The 23570-nt window shown below is 71.2% G+C and carries 24 protein-coding genes and 1 tRNA gene; 14 read left to right on the top strand and 11 right to left on the bottom strand.

All coding sequences use genetic code 11. The features are described from left to right. Nucleotides 1-9 precede the first annotated feature (9 nt). The 3 genes from HHX37_RS31090 to HHX37_RS31080 are packed head-to-tail and all read left to right on the top strand — an operon-like array spanning nucleotide 10 to nucleotide 2827. Nucleotides 10-1470 (top strand): replication initiator, encoded by a 1461-nt coding sequence (locus HHX37_RS31090; protein ID WP_182887708.1) that lies wholly within the window; start codon nucleotides 10-12, stop codon nucleotides 1468-1470. Continuing rightward, nucleotides 1467-1673 carry a helix-turn-helix domain-containing protein gene (locus HHX37_RS31085; RefSeq protein ID WP_182887707.1) on the top strand — a complete coding sequence of 69 codons (207 nt, stop codon included), beginning with the start codon at nucleotides 1467-1469 and terminating at the stop codon, nucleotides 1671-1673. The genes HHX37_RS31090 and HHX37_RS31085 overlap by 4 nt, the downstream gene beginning before the upstream one ends. Continuing rightward, nucleotides 1670-2827: a tyrosine-type recombinase/integrase gene (locus tag HHX37_RS31080; RefSeq protein ID WP_182887706.1), complete on the top strand. Its 1158-nt coding sequence runs from the start codon at nucleotides 1670-1672 to the stop codon at nucleotides 2825-2827. Before HHX37_RS31085 ends, HHX37_RS31080 begins: the two co-directional genes overlap by 4 nt. Nucleotides 2828-2886: 59 nt before the next feature. On the opposite strand, the gene HHX37_RS31075 is transcribed toward HHX37_RS31080, so the two are convergent. The 7 genes from HHX37_RS31075 to HHX37_RS31045 all read right to left on the bottom strand — a co-directional run bounded on the left by HHX37_RS31075 (nucleotide 2887) and on the right by HHX37_RS31045 (nucleotide 6070). After that, nucleotides 2887-2958, bottom strand: a tRNA-Val gene (locus tag HHX37_RS31075). A gap of 15 nt (nucleotides 2959-2973) precedes the next feature. Further along, complete coding sequence (locus tag HHX37_RS31070) at nucleotides 2974-3930, bottom strand: ROK family protein (RefSeq protein WP_182887705.1); 957 nt, start codon at nucleotides 3928-3930, stop codon at nucleotides 2974-2976. An 11-nt stretch (nucleotides 3931-3941) separates the two neighbouring features. Then, nucleotides 3942-4286, bottom strand: a complete 345-nt coding sequence (locus tag HHX37_RS31065) for a hypothetical protein (protein WP_182887704.1) — start codon at nucleotides 4284-4286, stop codon at nucleotides 3942-3944. A gap of 74 nt (nucleotides 4287-4360) precedes the next feature. Continuing rightward, nucleotides 4361-4816: a peroxiredoxin gene (locus HHX37_RS31060; protein WP_182876493.1), complete on the bottom strand. Its 456-nt coding sequence runs from the start codon at nucleotides 4814-4816 to the stop codon at nucleotides 4361-4363. Nucleotides 4817-4888: 72 nt separating this feature from the next. Beyond that, nucleotides 4889-5317 (bottom strand): DUF3052 domain-containing protein, encoded by a 429-nt coding sequence (locus tag HHX37_RS31055; RefSeq protein WP_182876494.1) that lies wholly within the window; start codon nucleotides 5315-5317, stop codon nucleotides 4889-4891. Nucleotides 5318-5458: 141 nt separating this feature from the next. Further along, the gene (locus HHX37_RS31050; RefSeq protein WP_182887703.1) at nucleotides 5459-5866 is read right to left on the bottom strand and encodes a secondary thiamine-phosphate synthase enzyme YjbQ; all 408 of its coding nucleotides are present in this window, start codon (nucleotides 5864-5866) and stop codon (nucleotides 5459-5461) included. 9 nt (nucleotides 5867-5875) lie between these two features. Further along, entirely contained in the window at nucleotides 5876-6070 is a 195-nt protein-coding gene (locus tag HHX37_RS31045) for a DUF1918 domain-containing protein (protein ID WP_111701638.1), read from the bottom strand. A 532-nt stretch (nucleotides 6071-6602) separates the two neighbouring features. Between HHX37_RS31045 and aceE the strand changes: the two genes are divergently transcribed. Next, nucleotides 6603-9356, top strand: coding sequence for a pyruvate dehydrogenase (acetyl-transferring), homodimeric type (gene aceE, locus HHX37_RS31040; protein WP_182876496.1), 2754 nt, complete (start codon nucleotides 6603-6605; stop codon nucleotides 9354-9356). 189 nt (nucleotides 9357-9545) lie between these two features. Continuing rightward, nucleotides 9546-11420, top strand: a complete 1875-nt coding sequence (locus HHX37_RS31035; protein ID WP_310740613.1) for a S1 family peptidase — start codon at nucleotides 9546-9548, stop codon at nucleotides 11418-11420. A gap of 420 nt (nucleotides 11421-11840) precedes the next feature. On the opposite strand, the gene HHX37_RS31030 is transcribed toward HHX37_RS31035, so the two are convergent. The 4 genes from HHX37_RS31030 to HHX37_RS31015 form a co-directional block, all read right to left on the bottom strand. Further along, the gene (locus HHX37_RS31030) at nucleotides 11841-12236 is read right to left on the bottom strand and encodes a VOC family protein (protein ID WP_117410418.1); all 396 of its coding nucleotides are present in this window, start codon (nucleotides 12234-12236) and stop codon (nucleotides 11841-11843) included. Between the two features lie 300 nt (nucleotides 12237-12536). After that, nucleotides 12537-13250 (bottom strand): helix-turn-helix transcriptional regulator, encoded by a 714-nt coding sequence (locus HHX37_RS31025; protein WP_182887702.1) that lies wholly within the window; start codon nucleotides 13248-13250, stop codon nucleotides 12537-12539. A 130-nt stretch (nucleotides 13251-13380) separates the two neighbouring features. Continuing rightward, nucleotides 13381-13839 carry a helix-turn-helix transcriptional regulator gene (locus tag HHX37_RS31020; RefSeq protein WP_182876500.1) on the bottom strand — a complete coding sequence of 153 codons (459 nt, stop codon included), beginning with the start codon at nucleotides 13837-13839 and terminating at the stop codon, nucleotides 13381-13383. 47 nt (nucleotides 13840-13886) lie between these two features. After that, complete coding sequence (locus HHX37_RS31015; protein ID WP_310740612.1) at nucleotides 13887-14915, bottom strand: PHP domain-containing protein; 1029 nt, start codon at nucleotides 14913-14915, stop codon at nucleotides 13887-13889. A gap of 110 nt (nucleotides 14916-15025) precedes the next feature. Here HHX37_RS31015 and HHX37_RS31010 point away from each other — a divergent pair, with 110 nt between their 5' ends. The 9 genes from HHX37_RS31010 (at nucleotide 15026) to HHX37_RS30970 (ending at nucleotide 23523) form a co-directional block, all read left to right on the top strand. Next, entirely contained in the window at nucleotides 15026-15520 is a 495-nt protein-coding gene (locus HHX37_RS31010) for a hypothetical protein (RefSeq protein WP_259402803.1), read from the top strand. Nucleotides 15521-15523: 3 nt separating this feature from the next. Further along, nucleotides 15524-16687 carry a glutathionylspermidine synthase family protein gene (locus tag HHX37_RS31005; RefSeq protein WP_182887701.1) on the top strand — a complete coding sequence of 388 codons (1164 nt, stop codon included), beginning with the start codon at nucleotides 15524-15526 and terminating at the stop codon, nucleotides 16685-16687. Nucleotides 16688-16701: 14 nt separating this feature from the next. Next, nucleotides 16702-17148, top strand: coding sequence for a DUF350 domain-containing protein (locus HHX37_RS31000; RefSeq protein WP_182876502.1), 447 nt, complete (start codon nucleotides 16702-16704; stop codon nucleotides 17146-17148). 167 nt (nucleotides 17149-17315) lie between these two features. Beyond that, complete coding sequence (locus tag HHX37_RS30995) at nucleotides 17316-18464, top strand: PucR family transcriptional regulator (protein WP_117410432.1); 1149 nt, start codon at nucleotides 17316-17318, stop codon at nucleotides 18462-18464. Between the two features lie 117 nt (nucleotides 18465-18581). Further along, entirely contained in the window at nucleotides 18582-19478 is an 897-nt protein-coding gene (locus HHX37_RS30990) for an ACP S-malonyltransferase (RefSeq protein ID WP_182882886.1), read from the top strand. Further along, entirely contained in the window at nucleotides 19475-20431 is a 957-nt protein-coding gene (locus HHX37_RS30985; protein WP_182876504.1) for a beta-ketoacyl-ACP synthase III, read from the top strand. The genes HHX37_RS30990 and HHX37_RS30985 overlap by 4 nt, the downstream gene beginning before the upstream one ends. Nucleotides 20432-20510: 79 nt before the next feature. Then, on the top strand, nucleotides 20511-20750 hold the full coding sequence (locus tag HHX37_RS30980; RefSeq protein WP_117410425.1) for an acyl carrier protein: 240 nt from the start codon (nucleotides 20511-20513) through the stop codon (nucleotides 20748-20750). A gap of 89 nt (nucleotides 20751-20839) precedes the next feature. Further along, complete coding sequence (fabF, locus tag HHX37_RS30975) at nucleotides 20840-22072, top strand: beta-ketoacyl-ACP synthase II (protein ID WP_182876505.1); 1233 nt, start codon at nucleotides 20840-20842, stop codon at nucleotides 22070-22072. A 14-nt stretch (nucleotides 22073-22086) separates the two neighbouring features. Then, nucleotides 22087-23523 (top strand): acyl-CoA carboxylase subunit beta, encoded by a 1437-nt coding sequence (locus tag HHX37_RS30970; RefSeq protein WP_182887700.1) that lies wholly within the window; start codon nucleotides 22087-22089, stop codon nucleotides 23521-23523. The last annotated feature ends 47 nt before the right edge of the window (nucleotides 23524-23570 follow it).

The following is a 23570-nucleotide window of genomic DNA, read 5'->3' as shown; positions in this document are numbered from 1 at the left end:
GTACCGATCATGAGCGCGAATGACGAACACGATTGGATGACCGACCTCGTTCAGGTCATCAATGCACCCGGCTATGACCGGTGGCGCTCGATGGTGGCCGCGACGGGCGGCTGTGCCCGCCCGATCCACCTGGCCGGCGAATCGGCCATCGTGGACGCGGGCACCGGCGAGGTCCTGCACAGCTACACCACAGCCGACGAGCCGGGCGGTCGCCTGCTCATCGCCTGCGGCAACCGGCGCGCCTCGGTGTGCCCGGCCTGCTCGGAGGTCTACCGGGCCGACACCTTCCACCTGATCCGCGCTGGCCTGTCGGGTGGCAAGGGCGTCCCGGAGACGGTCAGCTCCCATCCGCGGGCCTTCGTCACACTGACCGCTCCGTCCTTCGGCTCGGTCCACTCCCACCGGGACGGACGTGCCTGCCGTCCCCGGAAGCGTGACAAGGTGTGCGAGCACGGACGGCCGGTCGGTTGTCATGCCCGGCACGAGCCACGAGATGACCGGCTCGGACAGCCCATCTGCCCGGACTGCTACGACTACATCGGGGCCGTCCTCTGGCAGGCACACGCGGGCGCGTTGTGGCACCGCTTCACTCTGGCCATGCGCCAAGAGCTGGCCGCACAGATGGAAATGAGCCGCCGCGCCTTCCGCAAGGAGGTACGAGTCTCCTTCGCCAAGGTCGCGGAGTACCAGCGGCGCGGCCTGGTCCACTTCCACGCCGTCATCCGTCTCGACGGCCCGGCAGGAGCCCAGGAATCCCCTCCCCCGTGGGCCGATCACGACCTACTTGTTCGGGCGGTCCCACCTGCGGTCGCCCGTGTCCGTCTCTCCTCACCCGAAAGCGACCTTGGACAGTGGGAGCTGACCTGGGGCGACCAGCTCGACGTCCGGCCCATCCTCCTCGATCCGAAAGCGGAAGGAGTCAGCGAACGGGCGGTCGCCGGCTACATCGCCAAGTACGCCACCAAAGGTGCGGAAGCCTCCGGAACCGTCGATCACCGCGTGTCGTGCCCGGCCTGCGGCGGTCGTGGGCGGCTAACCCTGACCGCCACCTGCGGGCGCTGCCACGGAACCGGCCTCAAACCCGGGCTCCACCTGGACGCGCTGCCGGTCACCGACCACGCCCGGCGCATGATCCGCACCTGCTGGGACCTCGGCGGACGCCCGGAGTTCGCCGCCCTGCGCTTGCGACCCTGGGCGCACATGCTCGGCTTCCGGGGCCACTTCTCCAGCAAGAGCCGCGCCTACTCCCTCAAGCTCGGCGACCTGCGCGGCGCTCGCGCCCAACACCGGGCCGCCGAAGCACGCGAACGCCACGGGCTGCCCGCCCTCGGCGACGCGACCACGCTCGTCCTCGGCCACTGGCGCCTGGCCGGGATCGGCCACACGCCTGGTGAGGCGATCATGGCCGAGCACATCCGCCAGCGCGTCCAGACCGCCCGTACCATCAGGGCAGAGCGCGAGGGCGGATGACCCCACCCCCATCCGCCGATCGGCGGCTCTACCGCATCCCCGAGGCGATGCGCCTGCTCAGTCTCAGTCGCAGCGTCATCTACGGACTCATCCGCTCGGGGCGACTCCGCTCCGTCCACCAGGGCCGTACCCGGCTCATCCCGGCCTCGGCCATCGACGACTACATCCGGCTACTGGAGAAGGAGGCAAGGAAGGCATCATGACCGCCCGACGCAGCAAAGGAGACGGCGGCCTGCACTGGGACGAACAGCGGCAACGCTGGATCGCCTCGGTGACCCTGGGCTACTCCCCCGCGGGGAAACGCATCGTGAAGAAGGCCAGCGGCAAGACCAAGACCGAAGCCAAGGCCAAGCTCAAAGAGATCATCCGCGACCACGAAGACGGCCTGGCCATCGCCCCTAGCAACTACACCGTGAGCGACGCCGTGACCTACTGGCTCGCTCACGGCCTGGGCGGCCGGTCCCCCAGCACGGTCCGGATGTACACCACGTTCGCGGAGACCCACGTTCTCCCGGCACTCGGCGCGCGCAAACTGCGTGACCTGTCCGTGGAGGACGTGGACTCATGGCTGGCCGGCAAGAAGGGAGAACTCAGCACACGCTCGCTCAAGCTGATCCACGGCATCCTGAACCGCGCGGTCAAGAGCGCCATGCGACGCGACAAGGTGAAACGAAACGTCGTCGACCTCTGCGAGATCCCCGAGGGACGCGCGGGCCGCCCTTCCAAGGCACTCACGCTGGCGCAGGCTCAGGCCATCCTCGACGAGGCGGCCAAGGCCACCCCGCGCATGCGGGCATACATCGTGCTCTCGCTGCTGATCGGCGCTCGGACCGAAGAGCTTCGCGCGCTCACCTGGTCGCATGTCGTCGCGTACGACGAAGAGCGGCAGGCATGGCTCCCCGTCGCCGAGGCCGGCTGGGACCACGAGGAGTTCGCGATCCACGTCTGGCGCTCCGTGCGACAGAAGGGCGACACCAAGACCGTCAAGTCCCGCCGATCCCTCAAGCTGCCCCGCCTCTGCGTCGACGCCCTTCACGCCCTGTCCGACAAGCAGACCTCCACTGACTCCGATCTCGTCTTCTGCACCAAGACCGGAACGGCGCTCACCGCGCACAACGTACGACGTGACTTCCGCAAGATCCTCGACAACGCCGACCTCACCGGCAAGGACTGGTCACCGCGCGAGATGCGGCACAGCTTCGTCTCGCTGCTGTCGGACTCCGGCGTCCCGATCGAGGACATCTCCCGCCTCGTCGGCCACCGGAACACCGTGGTCACCGAGACCGTCTACCGCAAGCAGATCCGCCCGGTGCTCATGCAGGGCGCGGAGAAGATGGACAGCCTCTTCGAGGCATAGTCACTCAGATAGTCACTCGGTCCGCGAAAACAAGATCGGCAAAATGCCGTTTCACCAGGTGGGCGGTACTGGGTTCGAACCAGTGACCCCTCGCTTGTAAGGCGAGTGCTCTACCGCTGAGCTAACCGCCCGGACCGGTCTACACCTTACGACACGGACCCGCCTCTGAGCACATCGATAGGCCAGTCCGCGCCCACGTCATGTTCCCCCGCCGCCTGCCAGCCGAGCAGGGCCGCGCCGAGCATGCCCGCCCGGGTGCCGAGGGCGGCCGGGCGCAGGGGCGGAGGCTCCTGGAAGGTCAGTCGTCCCGCCAGCCGTTCCCGCAGCGGGTCGAGCAGCGCCGCGCCGGCCTCCGAGAGGCCGCCACCGAGGACGATCAACGCGGGATCGAGCAGCAGCACGTACGACGCGAGGGCGATGGCCAGGGCCTCGATCGCCTCGCTGAACACTTCGGCGGCCGCCGCGTCCCCCGCCACTGCGAGTTCCACCACCTCCTTGGCGGTCGCCGTACGGCCGGAACGGGCCGTGAAGCGGCGGGCCAGGGCCGAGGCGGAGGCGTAGGTCTCCAGGCAGCCGATCTGCCCGCAGGCGCACTTCTCCCCCGCGGGCCAGACGGGCGCGTGCCCGATCTCGCCGCCCCAGCCGCGCGCCCCGCCGTACGGCTCGCCGCGCAGCACCACCGCTCCGGCGATGCCGGTGCCGATGGGCAGGAACAGGAAGTCGGCGACGCCGCGCCCCGCGCCGAACACGCTCTCGGCCAGCCCTCCCGTACGGACGTCGTGTCCGAGCCGCACGGGCACGCCGGAGGGCACGAACGCCTCGGCCGGCACGTCCCGCCAGCCGATGTTGGCCGAGTAGACCGCGGTGGCGGAGGTGACGATGCCGGGGACGGCGAGACCGACCCCGGCGGGGGGACCCGCGTACCGCGACCGCCCGAGTCCGGCGATCTCGCCGACGTAGGCGCGCACCGCCTCGACCACCGCCTCCGGGCCGTTCTCCCGGCCCGTGGGACGACCGGCGAGGACGGTGACCTCGCCGGTCCGGGTGACGAGCCCGCCCTTCATCGAGGTGCCGCCCACGTCGAGCGCGACCACGTACGTCACGGGCGGATGCGTCACGGGCGCCCGAGCACGCGGCTGAGCGCGGCCTCCACCTCCGCCGCCAGGCCGGACGCGCCCGGAGACCCGGTGGCTCCCGGCGGGCCGGAGGAGCCGGCGGCGACGAGGGGCTCACCCGCGCGGGCGAGCCGTATCTCTCCGCAGGAGCGGCACTCGATCTCTCCCAGGCGGCAGATCAACGCGATCGAGCCGCACGAGGCGCACGTGTCGAGGTCGAGGTCGTGCACACGCTGGCAGTCCGGGCAGACGAGGACCTGCGCCTCGCGGCGTACGGCGCGCTTCCAGGGGCTGGCGCCGCGGACGGGGTCGATCTGCCGGGCCCCGCACCTGTAGCAGGGCATCGTGGCCTCCAATGGGGCGAGTTGGGGGGGACGGAACCGTATATGTCAATGCCCGGAGTCAGGCGATGAAACGATCAGACTGCCGCGAGCGCCTTGCGATACTCGTCGAGGTCGCGTGCGGAGCCGATCGGGTTGACGACCTTCCAGCGCACGACGCCCTCGGCGTCGATGACGAACGTGCCCCTGAGGGCGAGCCCCCTGTCCTCATCGAGGACACCGTACGCCCGTGCGACCTCACCATGGGGCCAGAAATCCGACAACAGAGGAAACGTGAAATTTTCCTGGTCGGCCCAGGCGCGCTGGCTGAACATCGAGTCGACCGAGACCGCCAGCACCTGGACGTCCGCGGGCAGGGAGCCGGCGAATCCGTCGCGGATCGCCGCGAGCTCGCCGTGGCAGACGGGGCTGAACGACAGGGGGTAGAAGACGAGCACCACTCGCCTGCCCCGCAGGTCGGAGAGCCGTACGGGGACGCCGTGCTGGTCCTTCAGCGCGAAGTCCGGAGCCCGCTGCCCGACCTCAACCGTCATGAGCAGTCCCTCCCAGGTGTCCGCCCATCAGCCTGCCGTACGGCATCCCCGAACCGTACGGCAGGGCGACGCTCAGCGGCGGGCCTTCGGGGCGACGAGCCTCGTGCCCGACCAGTCCCTCGCGGCGCTCACGCTGCTCGTCTGGGAAAGCCCGGCGGTCGCCGCGTCCTCACCGATGTCGCTGGGCTCCACGTGGCCGTCGCGCCCCGCCTTCGGGGTGAGCAGCCAGATCTGGCCGCCGTCGGCGAGTGCCGTCATCGCGTCGCTCAGGGCGTCGAAGAGGTCTCCGTCCCCGTCGCGCCACCACAGCAGCACGACGTCGACGACGTCCTCGTAGTCCTCGTCCACCAGCTCGTTGCCGGTCAGGTCCTCGATGGACTGGCGCAGCGCCTCGTCGCAGTCCTCGTCCCAGCCGACCTCCTGCACCACCTGACCGGCTTTGAGGCCGAGTCTTTCGGCCAGGCCGCGCTCGCCTTGCGCCTGACCCGCGGTCGCGCTCACGTTCATCCCTCCTGCTTGGGGTGACCCCGCCCATGTCTGCGGTTGTCGCGGCTCATTGAGAGCCATGCTTCGGCACAGTCCACACGCTGCGACCGGTCGTCGTCAACGGTCGCCACGACGGGTGACCCGCACCGTTATCTCTTAATCGGTCAAAAACGACAAACGGACCCGCCTGTCGGGGTTGTCGACGTTGAGGTCGACCAGGGCGACCGACTGCCAGGTCCCCAGCGCGAGACGGCCCTCCAGGACGGGAACCGTGGCGTACGGCGGAATGAGTGCGGGCATGACATGCGACCTTCCATGCCCCCGGGAGCCGTGGGCATGCCGCCACCGGTCGTCCGCCGGGAGCAGGTCGCCGAGCGCGGCCAGCAGATCCTCGTCGCTGCCGGAGCCGAGCTCCAGCAGCGCCACGCCCGCGGTCGCGTGCGGGACGAAGACGTGCAGCAGCCCGTCTCCCCCGCAATCGCGGACGAAGCCGGCGCACTCCTGTGTGATGTCGTGTACGCGCTCCCGCGCGCCCGTCCGCACCTCGATCACCGTCGATTTCACACCGTGATATTACGATCCACGCTGAGCTGCGACGACGACGGCGTCCGGCCCGGGGAAGACGAGCGCCTCGTGCCCGTCCTCGAACCGCACCAGGAACGGCGGGCCGCCCTCGGGACCGCGGACCTCGATGATCTCGCCGTGCTTCTCGTGCTCGCCGACGACGGCGCTGTGCACCACGAGCCGGTCCCCTACCGCTGCCTGCATCTCGCTCCTCCCTCTCTCCAGAGCCTGGTACGGCTATCGCCGCCTGGAAAGGGGAGAAACCCTGCCCTCCACAGAGGGCGGGACAACTCATACCAAAACGTTACGTAAACCCACAGACCGGCCGGGGCCTTCCCCATGACCGGGGCGAACGCCTGGGACGGTGCCCATCCACCCCTCGCCGGGCCCGTACCGGCCGGCCCGGGTGAAGCGGCGCAGGAGGGGGTAGGGGGCAGCGGACGGCGCCTGGGGTGACCAGGGGGAACGTCGCCCGTACGCTCAGGGGGAAACCCCGGGGCAACAAGGAATGTGCAGTCTGCGAAAATCGTCCTACCATCGGTGGTCTAGGCCAAGCCGCACCCGCTGCCAGCGGGGACGACTCGGTTACCGGGAAGTAGAGATGCGCTTTCCGGTGGGACGAGACAGGATGGAAGACGACCGCAACGCCGCGACCAAGCGCTGAGCGCATCGCTGCAGGCAACACCGACGTAACAGATCCGACGAGACCAAGTCCATTCTCGGAAGGCGAGACCCAGTGGCTTCCGGACGCCAGCGTTTTTCGATCATCAGTGACGGCCTACCCAGCCAGTTGCCTGATGTCGATCCGAGCGAGACCAACGAATGGCTCGAATCGCTCGACAACGTCATCAAGACCGAGGGCCGCACCCGCGCCCGCTACCTGATGCTCCGGCTGCTCGAGCGCGCCCGGGAACACCAGGTCGGCGTACCCGGCCTGCGCAGCACGGACTACATCAACACCATTCCCCCCGAGCGCGAGCCCTGGTTCCCGGGAGACGAGTACGTCGAGCGCCGCATCCGGGCCTACATCCGCTGGAACGCGGCGGTCATGGTGACCCGGGCGAACGCGCGGACCAACGTCGGCGGCCACATCGCCACCTACGCCTCCGCCGCGTCCCTGTACGAGGTGGGCTTCAACCACTTCTTCCGCGGCAAGGACCACGGGGAGTCGGGCGACCAGATCTTCATCCAGGGCCACGCGGCCCCGGGCATCTACGCCCGCGCGTTCCTGGAGGGCCGTCTCGACGCCGCCCAGCTCGACGCGTTCCGCCAGGAGCTGTCCCACGGGATCAAGGGCCTGCCCTCCTACCCGCACCCCCGGCTCATGCCGGACTTCTGGGAGTTCCCCACGGTCTCGATGGGCCTCGGCCCGATCGGCGCGATCTACCAGGCGCGGTTCAACCGCTACCTGCTCAGCCGCAAGATCAAGGACACCAGCCGCAGCCACGTCTGGTGCTTCCTCGGCGACGGCGAGATGGACGAGCCCGAGTCGCTCGGCGCGATCGGCGTGGCCGCCCGTGAGGAGCTCGACAACCTCACCTTCGTCATCAACTGCAACCTGCAGCGGCTCGACGGTCCGGTACGCGGCAACGGCAAGATCATCCAGGAGCTGGAGTCGTACTTCCGCGGCGCCGGCTGGAACGTCATCAAGGTCGTCTGGGGCCGCGACTGGGACCCGCTGCTGGCGGCCGACGTCGACGGCGTGCTGGTCAACCAGATGAACACCACCCCCGACGGCCAGTTCCAGACCTACTCGGTCGAGTCGGGCGGCTACATCCGCGACAACTTCTTCGGCGGCGACCCGCGCCTGCGCAAGATGGTCGAGCACATGTCGGACGACGACATCCGCAAGCTGTCGCGCGGCGGGCACGACTACCGCAAGGTGTACGCCGCGTTCAAGGCGGCCCGTGAGCACGTCGGCCAGCCGACCGTCATCCTGGCCCAGACGATCAAGGGCTGGACGCTCGGCAAGGACTTCGAGGCGCGCAACGCGACGCACCAGATGAAGAAGATGAGCAAGGCCGAGCTCAAGGAGTTCCGCGACCGGCTCTACCTGCCCATCCCGGACAAGGACCTCGACGCCGATATCCCGCCGTACTTCCACCCCGGGGAGAACAACGAGGAGATCGCGTACATGAAGGAGCGCCGGGCGGCGCTCGGCGGCTACCTGCCCAAGCGGGTGGTCCGCGCCAAGCCGCTCAAGCTCCCCGGCGACCCGGTGTACGCGGGCCTGCGCAAGGGCTCGGGCAAGCAGAACGTCGCCACCACGATGGCGTTCGTCCGCCTGCTCAAGGACCTCATCCGCGACAAGGAGATCGGCGCGCGGTTCGTGCCGGTCATCCCGGACGAGGCCCGCACCTTCGGCGTGGACGCGATGTTCCCGACCGCCAAGATCTACTCGCCGCACGGGCAGACGTACGAGGCGGTCGACCGCGAGCTGCTGCTGTCGTACAAGGAGTCGACCGAGGGCCAGATCCTGCACGAGGGGATCAGCGAGGCCGGCTCGATGGGCTCGGTCATCGCGGCCGGCAGCTCCTACGCCACGCACGGCGAGCACATGATCCCGGTCTACATCTTCTACTCGATGTTCGGGTTCCAGCGGACCGCCGACCAGATGTGGCAGCTCGGCGACCAGATGGGCCGGGGCTTCCTGCTCGGCGCCACGGCCGGCCGCACCACGCTGAACGGCGAGGGCCTGCAGCACGAGGACGGCCACACCCCGCTGATCGCCTCGACGAACCCCGCCGCCGTGTCGTACGACCCGGCGTGGGCGTTCGAGATCGCGCACATCGTCAAGGACGGCCTGCGGAGGATGTACGGGGAGCGGCCCGAGGACGTCTTCTACTACCTGACCGTCTACAACGAGCCCTACCCGCAGCCGGCCGAGCCGGAGAACGTCGACGTCGAGGGCATCCTCAAGGGCCTGTACCTCTTCGCTCCCGCCGCCGGCGAGGGGCCGAAGGCGAACATCCTCGTGTCCGGCGTCGCCGCCCCGTGGGCGCTGGAGGCCCAGCGGATGCTGGCGGAGGACTGGGGGGTGTCGGCCGCCATCTGGTCGGCCACCTCCTGGAGCGAGCTGCGCAGGGACGCCCTCGCCGTCGAGGAGCACAACCTGCTCAACCCCGACGCCGAGCAGCGGGTGCCGTACGTCACCACCAAGCTGTCCGGCGTGCCGGGACCGTTCGTGGGGGTCAGCGACTACATGCGCGCCGTCCCCGACCAGATCTCCCAGTGGGTGCCCGGCGACTGGTCCTCGCTCGGGACCGACGGGTTCGGCCTGTCCGACACGCGTTCGGCGCTGCGCCGCCACTTCCACGTGGACGCGGCCTCGATCACGCTGGCGGTGCTGACCCAGCTCGCCCGGCGGGGCGAGGTGAAGGCCGAGACGCTGCAGGAGGCCATCGCCCGGTATCACCTCAAGAACGGGGTGACCGAGGTGACGGCCCAGCAGACGCCGGAGACCAACGACACCCAGTCCATGGGCGTCTGACGCGACGGCTGACGCGACAACGACGATCGACGGCCTCCGCCCCCGGCGGGGGCCGTCGGCGTGTCACCGGCGCGTGCGCGACGACCGGCCGCTGTGTGGCAGGCTTGCAGTTGGCTTCCGGGAGGGGTTCCAAGCAGTCCCAAGCCACCTCCAAGCAAGAAACAAGACCAAACCTCCACGATTGCTGCCGTGGATGGAACGTTCAGAAAATATCTCGGCAGACTGACCGGAGGGATGGCCGCGCTGGCGGCCGTCGCCGTGGTCGTCACCGCCGCTCCCGCTTCGGCGGACACCGCAGACGAGGTGCCCGTGGGCACCAAACTGGCCGCGCGCACGCACCCGGCCGTCCAGCTCACCAGCCTCACCTACTCGGGCGAGGTCGTCGTCCCGACCAGCCAGGTCAAGCAGGGACCGTTCCAGCAGCTGGTCGACGAGGCCACCCAGGCGGTGATCTCCGGCAAGATCCCCTCCGACGAACGCAGCATCGCCAAATTCCTGTTCCAGCGCATGGCGGCCGACGTCGACCGGTACCTCCAGCCCGTCACCCCGGAACGCACCGCCAAGGCGCAGGTCGGCGGCATGTGCACCGGCTGGTGGGTGACCCCCGACGGCTACATGGTCACCGGCGCGCACTGCGTCGAGATGAGCGACGACGAGCTGACGCAGACCTTCGCCCAGCAGGCGCTGCAGAAGTTCAACAAGCAGGACGCCAAGGAGATCATCAACGGCCTGCAGGGCATCGAGGCCGACAAGGAGCTTCTCGAACTCGCCCAGCAGGTCTACGTCACCTTCAACACCAACCACCTGCAGATCCGCGGCCTGCAGAAGAGCCTGTCGGTGCTGCAGAGCCTCCCCGGCGGCGGCGTCGACAAGACGGCCAAGGAGGTCCCGGCCGAGCTCGTGTCGGTGGGCGAGAGCTACCCGGGCAAGGACTTCGCCCTGCTCAAGGTCAACGGCCAGCAGAACCTGCCGACGGTCCCGCTCGGCGACGACGCGGACGTGCAGACCGGCAACACGCTCTACATCAGCGGCTTCCCCGGCCTGGTGACCAACACCCCGTGGTTCAGCGTCGAGTCGAAGCTCGACCCCGCGCTGACCGAGGGGCCGTACAACGCCAAGCGCACCACGCAGGAGGGCGTGCCGTACATCCAGACGCAGGCGCCCTCCTACCACGGCAACTCCGGCGGCCCGGTCTTCAGCCGTGCGGGCAAGGTCGTCGGCATGCTGATCGCCGGAACCGTCAGCGAGAACGGCGAGGCGTCGGAGAACGAGAGCTTCGTGCTCCCGGTCTCGGTCATCAAGGAGAAGCTCAACGAGAAGAACATCAGGCCCTCCGCGTCGATGACCACGACGAAGTACAACGAGGCGCTCGACGACTTCTTCCTGCGGCACTACAAGGACGCGCTGCCGAAGTTCCGCGAGGTCCAGGCGTTGTTCCCATCGCACCCGTACGTCGCGAAGTACATCACCGACTCCCAGCAGGCGATCTCGTCGGGCAAGGACGAGACCCCGCAGCCGATGTGGGTGTGGCTCGCGATCGGCGCCGGCGCCCTGGTCGTGGTCGGCGGCGGCCTCCTGCTGCTGCTCGTGCTGCGCAGGCGCGGGAAGGCGCCCGCCTCCCCGCAGGGCCAGGCGCCCACGCCCTCGTACGGCGGGGGCCCCTTCCCCGGCCCGAACGGCGCCTCCTACCCGGCGCAGGTGGGCGGCGGCTACGGACAGCAGCCGGTGAACGGCCAGGTGCTGCCCCAGGGCTGGCAGCCGCAGAGCCTGCCGCCGGCCGGCGGCGACGCCCAGCGCCCCGGCGGCGGCTACGAGCCCCCGCGTCCCGGCGGGTACGACCCCCAGCGGCCGGGCGAGGGTGCGGAGCCCCGGCGGCCCGACGGCGCGACGCAGTACGTGCGCCCCGCTCCCTCGCCGTACGCGCAGCAGCCGGCCCGCCCGCAGCCGTCTCAGGCCGGCCCGGGGCAGGCCCCCGCGGGCGGCGACGCTCCCCAGGTCGCCGACCTGGAGCGGGAGATCGCCGAGCTGCGCCGCCAGTTGCAGCACCGTCAGCCGGACGCGTGACGCGCCGGGCAGGAGGGCGTCTTCCCCACGCCCTCAGCTCCGCCGGGCACGCGAGGTAAAGCCTCCGCCGGCCGTCCGCACGGGCACCCCGTGCGGACGACCGGCGAGCCCGCCCGGCCCGTCCGGAAGGCGCGGCCGGGGCGGGGAAGGGCCGTCCGTGCGCCCTTGACGGCCCGGAGGGGAAGGACCCGGGGGGAAAGGCGCCGCAGGGGAAGCACGGGACGAAGTCCCGGCGGGCGTCCGGACGGCCTCGGTACGCTCCGGCCGGTCTCACCGGCCGTCGCGAAGCTCACTGATTCGGCACTCACTCACCCGTCACTGTCGGCCACCGGCCAGGCATCGCCTGCCGGGAGGTGTGGATCCCGCGGCGATGCGCAGGCGCCGGGCCGCCCGTCTCCGGGAGCGTGGACATGAGGGTGGTCAGGAGGCGGCGGGGGCGAAGACGCCGAAGAGGTTGCCCGACGTGTCGTGGAGGTAGGCGAAGTCGGGTCCGCCGTCGTTGCCCACGACCTCGCTGAGCACCTTTCCGCCGAGGGCCTCCACCTGCCGGCAGGTCTCCACGACGTCCCGCACCAGCACGGTGAAGACGGCGTGGCCGGGGATGTCGCCGCGGGTGGCGAACACTCCGCCCTGCACCTCGTCGTCACCCGCGTAGCTGATGAGCCGGTAGTCCATGCCCATCGCGGCGGAGTTCTCGTCGGTCCGGAAGCGCCAGCCGAACAGGTCGCCGTAGAACCGCTGGACGCCCTCGGGGTCGTCGCTCGCGATCTCGAACCAGGCGACCGTGTTGACTGCGGGCTCGGCGGGAGTCGTCATCGTCCGTTCTCTTCCTGTGAAGTCCTGCGAAGTCCTGTGGAGTGCTGTCGAACCGCTCAGCGCCTCCTCCCGGTGCTGCTGCGCACGTGTTTCCATGCGAGCGCACGTGCTTCCGTGCGATCACACGTGCTTCCATGCGGGCACGCCGGGCGGCGGGTCGAGCGATGCGGGCGGACGGACCGGATCGGGCCGGATCGGGCCGGGACCGGTGCGCCGTTCGCATGAGTAGAGACTCCCAGCGCCTCGCGACACCCCCCTGTCGGTGTTTCCACTTCCTCACGAACGTTTTTTCGAATTCTCTCAGTCCAGTGCCGGAGTTCGCGCGATCATGTGCGGTATGTCGGCGTCGAAGGCCTCCAGAGGCCGTCCGGGCACCGGCTCCTCGGTGAGGGCGGCGTCCGCGATCCGGTCGAGCCGGAAGACGCGGACGGCGTCGCGCAGGCGGCACCACGCCACCAGATACCACCACCCGCTCCGCCCGCCGACGAACGCCCCGGGCTCGACGTCCCTGGTGGTGAGCACGCCCTGGGCGTCGGCGTACCGGATGCGCAGGACGAGGCCCTTGAGCAGGGCCTCCTCGATGACCCGCCCGATGGACCCGGTGTACCGCGACTCCGGCTTCTCGTCGGTCAGAATCTGGACGCGGGCCGCCAGCTGACGGGCGCGCTCCCCCTCCGGACCGGGCATGGCGGCGACGAGCTTGCGCAGCGCGCTGCGCGCCTCGTCGGCGAAGGGCTGCTGTTCGGTGCGGCTGAGGGCGATCGCCACCGCGACGGCCTCGGCGGGGGTGAAGTTGAGCGGGGGCAGGGACATGCTCCTGTCCAGCGCGTATCCTCCCCTGCGCCCGACCTCGGCGTAGATGGGCACGCCGGCCTGCTGCAGCGCGGAGATGTCCCGCTCGATGGTCCGCGAGCTCACCTCGAAACGCTGGGCGAGCTCACGCGCGGACCGGCAGCGCGGGGAGATCGCCCGCAGGTCCTCGACGATCGCGTAGAGCCGGTCGGTACGGTTCACGCCCTCGAAGGTAGGCCACCCCACCGACATTTCTCGCTGACCCGTTCGACTCCGGCCGTCCCCGGCTCCGCTTCGAACCGCATCGGGCCTGCTCCCCGCCCTGACGATCAGGTCCCGGCCGGTGCCCCGGTCACCCGCCGGCGGCTTCGGCGAGTTCGGCCAGGAGGTCGCGGCCCGGCTCGGGGAAGCGCTCCTCGGCCACCTCCGCCCAGGAGATCCGGTCGAGCCGGAAGACCCGCACGTCCTCACGCAGCCGGCACCAGGCCACCAGATACCAGTGCCCGCCCCTGCCGCCGAGACAGACGCTGGGCTCGACGTCCCTGACGGTCGGCACGCCCTTGCCGTCGGCGTACTCCAGGCGCAGCACATGCCGCCCGCGCAGCGCCCGGTCGATCGCCCGTTTCACCGTGTCCGGCCCCGCGAGCGCGTACCCGCCCTGGTCGAGCCGGATGGGGACGCCGGCCTCCCGGAGTCTGGCCACGTCGCGCACGACCGTGCTCTTACTGACCCCGAGGCGCGTGGCGAGTTCGCGGGCCGGCAGGCAGCCACCGGCCTCCAGCTCCTTCACCAGCGCGTCGCGGCGTTTCATGATTCGACGCTACGTCGATCGGTCCGGACAGATCGGTACAACACCCCTCACCCAGAGGCCACAGCCCTATCACCCCAAGTGCCCCACGGCCAGGTGTTGCGGATGCGTTCCGCCGGGATGCCGCACAGGGCCGCCCGCTCGCAGCCGAACCGCTGCCAGTCGAGCTGGCCCGGGGCGTGCGCGTCGGAGTCGATCGCGAAGTCGCAGCCGATCTCGTACGCGAGGCGCAGCAGGCGCTTGGGCGGGTCGAGCCGGTCGGGCCGCGAGTTGATCTCCACGGCCACCCCGAACCTCCGGCACGCCTCGAAGACGATCTCGGCGTCGAAGCTCGACTCGGGCCGTCCGCGGCCCTTCACCACCCTGCCCGTGCAGTGCCCGAGGACGTCCACATTCGGGTCGGCCACCGCCGTGACCATCCGCCGCGTCATGGCCCCGGCGTCCATCCGCAGCAGCGAGTGGACGCTGGCCACCACGACGTCGAGCCGTCCGAGCAGCTCGGGCTCCTGGTCGAGCGAGCCGTCGGTGTTGACGTCCACCTCGATGCCGGTGAGGACGCGGAACGGCGGACCGCCGTCCCCCGCGTACCGCTCGTTGAGTTCGGCGACCACGTCGAGCTGCCGCCGCAGCCGGTCGGCGGACAGGCCGTGCGCCACCGTCAGCCGGGGCGAGTGGTCGGTCAGCGCCAGGTACTCGTGGCCGAGCTCCCGGGCGGCGGCGGCCATCTCCTCGATGGGCGATCCTCCGTCGGACCAGTCCGAGTGGCTGTGGAGGTCGCCGCGCAGCGCCGACCGCAGGGCCCGCGCGGCCTCGTCCAGGTCGGTGCCGGCGGTGTCCTCCAGCCGCCGCAGGTATGTCGGCACGGCGCCGTCCAGCGCCTCGGCGACGGCGAGGGAGGTGACCTTGCCGACGCCCTTCAGGTCCGTGAGGCCGCCGGTGCGCGCGAGCCGTACCAGCTCCTCCCGGGGCAGGTCCTCGATCGCGGCGGCGGCGCCGCGGAAGGCGCGCACGCGGTAGGTCGGCTCGCCGGCCCGCTCCAGCAGGAAGGCGATGCGCTTGAGCGCCTCGACTGGGTCCACACCGGGCACGCTACCCGGCGCCGCGTGCCCCGATCCGGAACCTCGGACCAGACTGTCCCGTTCGTCCAACGAGACGATAGTGTGTGCCGATCTCGACAGCAGGAGCCGGATTGCCAGAGCCCCGGGACAGCCCCCCACGCGGAACACCACCCCCCGGCGGTTCCCTGCCGCCGCCGCATCCCCTGGCGATGGGCGCGCAGTGGCAGGCGCGCCAGGCGGGGCGCAAGCCTCCGCCGCCGCCCGAGGGCGGCGGCAAGTCGTCCACGGCGGTCAAGCTCGGCACGCTGGGCGTGCTGTCGGTGCTGCTCGTCGGCTTCTGCGCGGCCCAGGACGACTACGAGGAGGTCGGGGCGGACTGCGTCGACACCTCGACGCGCAACCCGGACGGCTCCTACATGGTCGTCGACGACGACTACTGCGACGACGACCATCGGCACTACGGCGGCTCGCACGGCGCGTACCGCTGGTACTACGGCGGCAGCCGCACGGGCGCCCGGGTCCACAACGGCACGACGGTGCGGCCCGCCGACGCGAAGATCACCAGCCGTACGGGACGGGTGGTCCAGCGGGGTGGGTTCGGGTTCCACAGCGGCGGCGGTGGCTGAGGGGTGCGCAGGCGGACCTCGGCGCCCAGGGAGGACTGGGCGGCGATCATCGAGTCGCAGGGCCTGGCGTTCCACCGGTCCGCCCATCCCGAGGGCCTCAGCAGGCCCTACTGGGACGAAGGCGTCCACTACGTCTTCACGCTGGACGAGGTGCTCCGCCTGGAGGACCAGGTCGAGGAGCTGCACCGGATGTGCCTGGCCGCGGCCGACCACGTCGTGACCCACGACCGGTACGCCGACCTCGGCATCCCCCCGCACTGCCGTACGGCCGTCGCCGAGTCGTGGCGGCGGCGCGACCCGCACCTGTTCGGCCGCTTCGACCTCTGCTATGACGGCACCGGCCCGGCCAAGCTGCTGGAGTACAACGCCGACACCCCGACGAGCCTGGTCGAGACCTCCGTGGTGCAGTGGTTCTGGCTGAAGGACGTCCATCCCGGCGACGACCAGTGGAACTCGATCCACGAGCGCCTCGTGGACCGCTGGAAGTCCCTCACGCTCCAGACCGGCCCGGTCCACTTCGGGTGGACCAGCGCCGACGAGACGGGCGAGGAGGCGATGACCGTCGGCTATCTCCAGGAGACCGCGGAGCAGGCCGGCCTGACCACCGCCGCGGTCGCGATGGAGGACGTCGGCTGGGACGCGCTCAACCACCGGTTCGTCGACATGGAGCACCGGGTCATCCGCACACTGTGCAAGCTGTATCCCTGGGAGTGGCTCGTCGCCGAGCCGTTCGCCCCGCAGGCCCTGGCGCAGCAGGTCTCCATGACCTGGATCGAGCCGCTGTGGAAGATGCTGCTGTCCAACAAGGCCCTGCTGGCGATCCTCTGGGAGCTGTACCCCGGCCACCCCAACCTGCTGCCCGCCTATCTCGACGGGCCCCGTGAGCTGGCCTCCGGGCCGGGCTACGCGCGCAAGCCGCTGCTCGGCCGCGAAGGCGCCTCCATGCGCATCTCCGCGCCCGGCGTCGAGCTGGAGACCCACGGCGGCTACGGCGCCGAGGGCTTCGTCTACCAGGAGTTCCGGCCGCTGCCGGTCTTCGACGGCTGGCGTCCGGTGCTCGGAGCCTGGGTGATCGACGACGAGGCGGCCGGGCTCGGCATCCGGGAGACCTCCGGCCTCGTCACCGACGACACCTCCTCTTTCGTCCCCCACCGCATCCACGGCTGAAAGCGAAGGCCCCCGTGAACACCACCACCACCTCGCTCGCCGGCGTGCTCGGCCACGGCGCCCTGGCGATCGTCTCGTACGCCGTCCTGGGCGTGCTGCTGCTCGTCGCCGGGTTCTACGTCGTGGACCTGGCGATCCCCGGCAGGCTCAGCACGGTGATCCGCACCGACCGCAACCCCAACGCGACCGTGCTCGCCACCTCCAGCGTGGCCGGCGTGGCGCTCATCGTGGCGGCGTCCATCTGGTCGTCCGGCGGCGAACTGCGCGAGGGCCTGCTCGCGACGCTCGTGTTCGGGCTCGTCGGCATCGCCGTGCAGACGCTCGGCATGGTCGCCTTCGACAAGGTCGCGGGGATCTCGGTGCGTGAGCTGGTCCGCGACGACGCGTTGCGGCCCGCCGCCGTGCTCCTCGGGGTGACGCACTTCTTCATCGGCCTCATCACGGCGGTCGCCGTCATCTGAGGTCCCCGGCGGCCGCCGCAACGCGCCGTACGGGACCGGGAGCGCGTTCCGCGCGGCGACCTGGCACGCTAGGGGACGTGAGCGAACGGGGCGCGCGAAACGGCGGACAGGTGCGTACGGACGGGCAGAGCGACGGAGTCACCCGGGGGGCCGGGGACGAGGTGCCGATGAGCGACAGGATCCGGGAGGACACGGCGCGGCGGCTCGACCGCGCCATGGGCAGCCTGGGGACCGCCGCGATGGCCCGGATGGAGGAGCGGCTCGCCTGGTACCGGGCGCTGTCGGCGGAGGACAGGTCGTGGGTCGGGCTGGTGGCGCAGGCCGGCATCGCGGCGTTCGTGGAGTGGTTCGGCCACGCCGGCGAGGGCAGGCCGACGCCGAGCATCGAGTTCTTCGGCACCGCGCCGCGCGAGCTGAAGCGCAGCGTCTCGCTCCAGCAGACGGTCGACCTCGTCCGCATCGTCGTCGAGGTCGTCGAGGCGCAGGTGGAGGAGCTGGCCGCGCCCGGCGGCGCGGAGCTGCTGCGGCACGCGATGCTGCGCTACACGCGCGACGTCGCCTTCGCCGCCGCCCAGGTGTACGCCAGGGAGGCGGAGGCACGCGGCTCGTGGGACGCGCGGCTGGAGGCGCTGATCGTGGACGCGCTGGTGCGCGGCCAGGTCGACGACGGCCTGCACTCGTGGGCCGCCGCGCTCGGCTGGACCTCCGCTCCGGTCGTCGTCTTCGCGGGGTTCGCCCCGGACGAGGACCCGCAGAGCGTCATCGACGGGCTGCGCGACAAGGGCCGCCGCATCGGCCACGAACTGCTGGCCGGTGTGCAGGGCGACCGGCTCATCGTGATCGTGGGCGGGGCGGACGGCGTCAAGGACGCGGCGCGCGGTGTCGTGTCGCGCTTCGGGGCCGGCCCGGTCGTGATCGGGCCGGAGGTGCCCGACCTGCACGCGGCGGCCCGGTCGGCCCGCGCCGCCATCGCCGGGCTGCGCGCCGCGGCCGGCTGGCCCGACGCGCCCCGGCCCGTGCTGGCCGAGGACCTGCTGGCCGAGCGCGCCCTGGACGGCGACGAGGACGCCCGCGCCCAGCTCGTGGAGAACGTCTACAAGCCGCTGGCCGGGACCCCGCTGCTCGACACCCTCGCGACGTACCTGGAGCAGGGCACCTCGCTGGAGGCGACCGCGCGCCTGCTGTTCGTCCATCCCAACACGGTGCGGTACCGTCTACGGAAGATCACGGAGCTGACCGGATACCAGCCGACGGAGGGCAGGTCCGCATTCACCCTCCAAGTTGGTCTCATACTCGGTCGCCTGTCCGTAACCTGAGCCGCGTGTCTTAATCTTCTCGACACCGAAACTGTAGGTACCCCACAACGCGACCTCCACAAAGTTCGTTCGGATCTCCATCAGTGTGGTGAACCTCTACAGGGCAGGGTTGAGTACGTGCTCGTCATCGTCGCTCCGGGCCAAGGCGCCCAAACCCCAGGATTCCTCAGTCCGTGGCTTGAGATCCCCGCGTTCCGGGACCGGATCTCCGCGTGGTCCGACATCGCGGGCCTCGATCTCGCGTCGTACGGGACGACCGCCGGGGCCGACGAGATCCGCGACACCGCGGTCGCCCAGCCCCTGCTGGTGGCGGCGGCCCTGGCGTCCTTCGAGACGCTGGGCGTACGGCCGGACCTGGTCGCCGGGCACAGCGTGGGCGAGTTCGCCGCCGCCGCGATCGCCGGGGTGCTGACCGCCGAGCAGGCCCTCTCCCTGGTGCGGGAGCGCGGGCTGGCGATGGCCAAGGCCGCCTCCGTCACCGCGACCGGCATGAGCGCGGTGCTCGGCGGGGCCGAGGACGAGGTCCTGGCCGCGCTCGACAGGCACGGCCTCACCCCCGCGAACATCAACGGCGCGGGCCAGATCGTCGCGGGCGGCACGCTGGAGCGCCTGGAGGCGTTCGCGGCCGACCCGCCGGCCAGGGCGCGGGTGCGCTCCCTCGCGGTCGCGGGAGCCTTCCACACCGTCCACATGGCCCCCGCCGTGGACCACCTGCGCGCCGAGGCCGCGACCGTCACCCCCGCCGAGCCGTCGATCACGCTGCTGTCCAACGCGGACGGCGCGGCGGTCGACGCCGGAGGCGAGTTCCTGCGGCGGCTGGTGACCCAGGTCGCCAACCCGGTCCGGTGGGACGCCTGCATGGCGACGATGGCCGAGCGGGGGGTCACCACCATGATCGAGCTGCTGCCCGGCGGCACGCTGACGGGCCTGGCCAAGCGCGCCATGCCCGGCGTCAGGACGGTCGCGCTCAAGACCCCCGCCGACCTCGACACGGCCAAGGAGGTGCTCGGATGAGGCTCGGCCAGGGCGCCCCCGCCGCGCGGATCCTCGCGTTCGGCGGCTACCAGCCCGCGCGGGTCGTCACCAACGACGACCTCGCCGCGCGGATCGACACCAGCGACGAGTGGATCCAGAGCCGCGTCGGGATCAGGGAACGCCGCATCGCCGGGCCGGAGGAGTCGGAGATCGACCTCGCGGTCCAGGCGGGCGGCAAGGCCCTGGCCGCCAGCGGCCTGTCGAGCGACGACATCGACCTGGTGATCGTGGCGACCTGCACGCCCGAGGCGCCCATCCCCAACACCGCCGGCCGCGTCGCCCACCGGCTGGGCATCACCGCTCCCGGCGCCTACGACCTGAACGCCGCCTGCGCCGGGTTCTGCTACGCCCTGGCCGCCGCGTCCGACGCCGTACGGACGGGCTCGGCGACCAACGTGCTGGTGGTGGGCAGCGAGAAGCTCAGCCAGTGGGTCGACGGCGACGACCGGTCGACCGCCGTGATCTTCGCGGACGGCGCGGGCGCCGCCGTCGTGGGCCCCTCCGACCGGCCGGGCATCGGCCCGGTGGCCTGGGGCAGCGCCGGCGACAAGGCCGACGCGATCATGATCAAGGACCGGAGCTCCTTCCTCCACCAGGAGGGCCAGGCGGTGTTCCGCTGGGCCACGACCAGCCTTCACCCGGTGGCCAGGCTCGCCTGCGAGCGTGCCGGTGTGGACCCCGCCGACCTGGCCGCCTTCGTCCCCCACCAGGCGAACCTGCGGATCGTCGAGGCCATCGCCCGTAAGATCGGCGCCGACAAGGCCGTCGTCGCCAAGGACATCGTGCTCGCCGGCAACACCTCGGCCGCGTCCATCCCGCTCGCGCTCTCCCGCATGATCGAGCGCGGCGAGGTCGCGTCGGGCGGGCTGGCCCTGCTGCTGGGCTTCGGCGCCGGCCTCACCTACGCCTCTCAGGTGATCGAGATCCCTTGAGAGACCCCCGTACGGCCCGCCGTACGGATCTGGGGCGACCCAGACGAACCAGGAAAACACAACAAGGAGAAGTCGCGACATGGCACTGACCGAGCAGGAGATCCTCGCGGGCCTCGGCAAGATCGTGAACGAGATCACCGGCATCCCGGCCGCGGAGGTCACGCCGGAGAAGAGCTTCGTGGACGACCTCGACATCGACTCGCTCTCCATGGTCGAGATCGCCGTCGCGGCCCAGGACGAGTTCGGCGTCGAGATCCCCGACGACCAGCTCAAGCACCTGAAGACCGTCAAGGACGTCATCAACTTCATCCAGAGCTGAACCGCCGGACGTGCCCCGCTCCCGCACCGGGAGCGGCCGGGCACGTCTGGTCCCTTCACGCCCCGAAAAGCAAGAGGAGTGCAGACGAAGTGAGTAAGGACCGGGTACGTGTCGTGGTCACCGGGCTCGGCGCGACGACGCCCCTCGGTGGAGACGTCGCATCGACCTGGTCGGCGCTCCTCGAGGGGCGGTCGGGCATCCGCCCGCTCACCGAGGACTGGGTCGACTCCGTGCCGGTGAAGTTCGCCGGCGTGGCGGCCGTCGATCCGGCCGAGGTCCTGCCGCGGCCGGAGGCCCGCAGGCTCGACCGCAGCGAGCAGTTCGCGCTGATCGCCGCCCGCCAGGCATGGCAGGACGCGGGCGCCCCCGAGGTTCCCGCCGAGCGGCTCGGGGTCTGCGTCTCCAGCGGCATCGGCGGCATCGGCACCACGCTGTCGGCCTACGACACCTTCAAGGAGCGGGGCTGGCAGCGGCTGTCGCCGTTCACCGTGCCCATGCTGATGCCCAACGGCCCGGCGGCCTGGGTGGGCCTCGAACTGGGCGCCAGGGCCGGCGTGCACGCCACCGTCTCCGCCTGCGCCTCCGGCGCCGAGGCCATCGGGTACGCGCTGGAGATGATCCGCGCCGGCCGGGCGGACGTCGTCATGGCGGGCGGCACGGAGGCGGCGATCCACCCGCTGAACGTGGCGGCCTTCGCGGCGGCCCGGGCCATGTCGACCCGTAACGACGAGCCCGAGCGGGCCTCCCGCCCCTGGGACCGCGGCCGTGACGGCTTCGTCCTCGGCGAGGGCGCGGGCCTGATCGTGCTGGAGTCGTACGAGCACGCGGTGGCCCGCGGCGCCCGGATCTACGCCGAGGTGGCGGGCCTCGGCATGTCCGCCGACTCCCACCACATCACCCAGCCGGAGCCCGAGGGCCGGGGGGTCGTCATGGCGATGACCCAGGCCATGACCGACGCGGGGCTGACCGGACGCGACATCCTGCACGTCAACGCGCACGCCACCTCCACCCCCGCGGGCGACGTGATCGAGGCCCAGGCGGTCGAGAAGTCGTTCGGCTCGCACGTCCTCGTCACCTCGACCAAGTCGATGACCGGGCACCTGCTCGGCGGCGCCGGCGGCATCGAGTCGGTGTTCACGATCAAGACGCTGGCCGAGCGGGTCGTCCCCCCCACGATCAACCTGGAGGACCTGGACGACGGCGTCGACGTCGAGATCGTGTGCGACAAGCCGCGCGACCTGCCCGGGGGGCAGATCGCGGCCGTGAACAACTCCTTCGGGTTCGGCGGACACAACGTCGCCGTGGCCTTCACGACCGTTTGACAAGGGAGTCTCGAATGACTGTGCTCGACAGCGGGACGGCGGCCGGCAGGGGTACGGCGGCCGAGACCGCCGAAGCGGCGGCTGTCGACTCTCGCGACCCCCTGGTGCGACTCGGGCACCTGCTGGACGAGGGCTCGATGCGGCCGATCACTCCCGAGGACAGGAGCGGCGTGCTGGCCGTGACCGGCCGCGTGGACGGCGTGCCGGTCGTCGCGTTCTGCAGCGACGCCCGCATCCAGGGCGGCGCGATGGGCGCGGAGGGCTGCGAGCACATCGTCCACGCCTACGACGTGGCCGTCCGCGAGCGGGTGCCGGTCATCGGCGTCTGGCACTGCGGCGGCGCCCGCCTCGCCGAGGGCGTGGAGTCGCTGCACGCCGTGGGCCGGGTGTTCGCCGCCATGACCAAGGCCTCCGGAATCGTCCCCCAGATCTCCGTCGTCGTCGGCCCCGCGGCCGGCGGCGCCGCGTACGGCCCGGCCCTGACCGACATCGTGATCCTGGCCGACAGCGGCCGCATCTTCGTCACCGGCCCCGACGTCGTGCGCAGCGTCACCGGCGAGCAGATCGACATGGCCGCCCTGGGCGGCCCGGAGCCGCACAGCAAGCGCAGCGGCGTCGTCCATGTCGTGACGAAGGACGAGCCCGAGGCCCTGCTGAAGGCCCGCCAGCTCGCCGGTCTCCTCGGCCACCAGGGCCGGATGCGCGAGGTGGACGAGGTCGACCTCGGCGACGTGCTCCCCGAGAACCCCCGTCGCGCGTACGACGTGCATCCCCTGGTCAAGGGCCTGCTCGACGACCCCGGCGTGGAGCTTCAGCCCAAGTGGGCGCCGAACATCGTGACCACCCTGGGCCGCCTCGGCGGCCGCACCGTCGGTGTCATCGCCAACAACCCCATGCGGCTCGGCGGCTGCCTCGACTCCGCCTCGGCGGAGAAGGCCGCCCGGTTCGTCCGGATGTGTGATGCCTTCGGGGTGCCTCTGGTCGTGCTGGTGGACGTGCCGGGCTACCTCCCCGGCGTCGGCCAGGAGCACGACGGCGTCGTCCGGCGCGGCGCGAAGCTGCTGCACGCCTTCGCCGAGGCGTCCGTGCCCCGCGTCACGCTGATCACCCGTAAGGCGTACGGCGGGGCGTACATCGCGATGAACTCCCGCTCGCTCGGCGCGACCCGCGTGTTCGCCTGGCCGACCATGGAGGTGGCGGTCATGGGCGCGGTCGCGGCGGTGCGGATCATCAAGCGGCGCGAGATCGCCGCCGTGCCGGAGGAGGAGCGGGCCGCGCTGGAGGCCCGGCTGGCCGAGGAGCACGAGAAGGCCGCGGGCGGCCTTCAGCGCGCCATCGACCTCGGCGTGGTCGACGAGGTCATCGAGCCGGCCAAGACCCGCGGCGCGATCGCCCGGGTGCTCGCCCAGGCCACCCCGGCCCGCGGCGCGCACGGCAACATCCCGCTCTGATCGCTTCCTGGAAGCGCCGGCCCCCGGTCACGGGGACCGGCGCTTCC

Origin of the sequence: Microbispora sp. H10885 (assembly GCF_014161415.1) — a bacterium.
Classification (GTDB): Bacteria; Actinomycetota; Actinomycetes; order Streptosporangiales; family Streptosporangiaceae; genus Microbispora; species Microbispora triticiradicis.
The sequence above is the reverse complement of the archived record's forward strand: the minus strand, read 5'-3'. Positions and strand labels throughout refer to the sequence as shown.